Here is a 1,610-nt window from a genome sequence, read left to right on the forward strand (position 1 = left end):
AAGTACTTGCTGACTTTCTCTCAGGATCAGTAGATAGAATAGAGTTGGTTTATACCCAATTTATTTCACTAATTAGCTCTAAACCAGTTATTCAAACTCTCTTACCTCTCGATCCTCAAGGTTTAGAAGTTCAAGATGATGAAATCTTCCGTTTAACTACTAAAGGTGGTCACTTTGAAGTATCACGGGATAAAGTAACAGCACCTACTAAAAGCTTTCCCCGCGATATGATTTTTGAGCAAGACCCAACTCAAATTTTAGAAGCTCTCTTGCCATTATTTTTAACTAACCAGTTATTGAGGGCGTGGCAAGAATCATCTGCTAGTGAATTAGCATCTCGGATGACAGCAATGAGTAATGCTAGTGATAATGCTAGTGAATTAGTTGGTACATTAACTCTTTCTTACAATAAAGCTCGGCAAGCTGCTATTACTCAAGAAATTCTGGAAGTTGTGGGTGGTGCTAGTGCTTTAGAATAATAGGCTACTTTGGAAAATTATTTATATTGTTAATACGTCTAATACGTCTGGCATGACTCAGGCGTATTTTTTTTCTTATTTAGGGGTTGCTAAATAATACCAAGTAGTAATTTATCTTTTTCCTCCAATAGATATTTCCTACAAATTATTTTAATACTGCTTATTATTTGTAACATTCTTTTTTCAAATTGGTATAATATATAGCACTAATCACAACAAGTATAAATACTTACTCAAGTTTAACTACTTTCGCATACTACATTTTGTCGTGCGGAATGTGGGTTTTATTGTTTAATTTTTATAAAATAGACTATAGCAATTTTTACTTATATTTATCATAATGATTACAGGTAAAACAAAATTATTAGGAGTCATTGGCTATCCCGTTGAACATTCTTTGTCTCCAGTAATGCACAATGCTGCAATTAAAGCAATAAATAATCAACAAAACTTAATAGATTATGTTTATCTGCCTTTTCCAATTAAACCAGAAAATTTAAAAACAGCTATTGCTGGGTTTTCTGCTATTGGCATTCAGGGTTTTAATATTACTATTCCCCACAAACAAACAATATTACCACTTTTGTCAAAAGTTTCAGACCTTGCTCAAGCAGTGGGGGCAGTTAATACTGTTTATCAAATAGACAAAGGATGGGAGGGAACAAATACAGATGTGGAAGGGTTTCTTTCTCCACTAAAAACTTATAATTGGGATTGGCATCAAAAAGTAGCGTTGATTTTAGGTAATGGTGGTGCATCTCGCGCAGTAGTGGCTGGTTGTGCACAATTGGGTTGTGCAGAAATTCATGTTATTGGTCGGTCTCAAGAAAAGTTAGCTGCTTTTAGGCAAAGTTGGATTAATTCTCCTTTACCAGTAAGTTTAAAGATACATAAGTGGGATGAAATGTCAAGATTAGTTTCACAGGCAGATTTGCTAGTTAATACTACTCCGATTGGAATGTATCCTAATATTGAGCAGTCTCCAATAGATGAGAAAGTGTTCGATCTATTATCACCAGGAGCAATAGTCTATGATTTAATCTATATTCCCAACCCTACTAAATTTCTTCAACAAGCTCTGGTTAGAGGAGCGATCGCTATTGATGGATTAGAAATGTTGGTTCAACAAGA

2 protein-coding genes are annotated in these 1,610 nt (G+C 34.4%); both read left to right on the plus strand.

Annotated features, from left to right (window positions below; translation table 11 throughout):
- Window positions 1–479: F0F1 ATP synthase subunit gamma (locus tag F6K13_RS32235; RefSeq protein WP_287289759.1), on the plus strand; the 479-nt coding region annotated here is incomplete at its 5' end.
- A gap of 340 nt (window positions 480–819) precedes the next feature.
- On the plus strand, window positions 820–1,610 hold a 791-nt coding region (locus F6K13_RS32240; RefSeq protein WP_287289761.1), incomplete at its 3' end, for a shikimate dehydrogenase.

This window comes from Okeania sp. SIO2B9, assembly GCF_010672505.1.
GTDB lineage: Bacteria > Cyanobacteriota > Cyanobacteriia > Cyanobacteriales > Microcoleaceae > Okeania > Okeania hirsuta.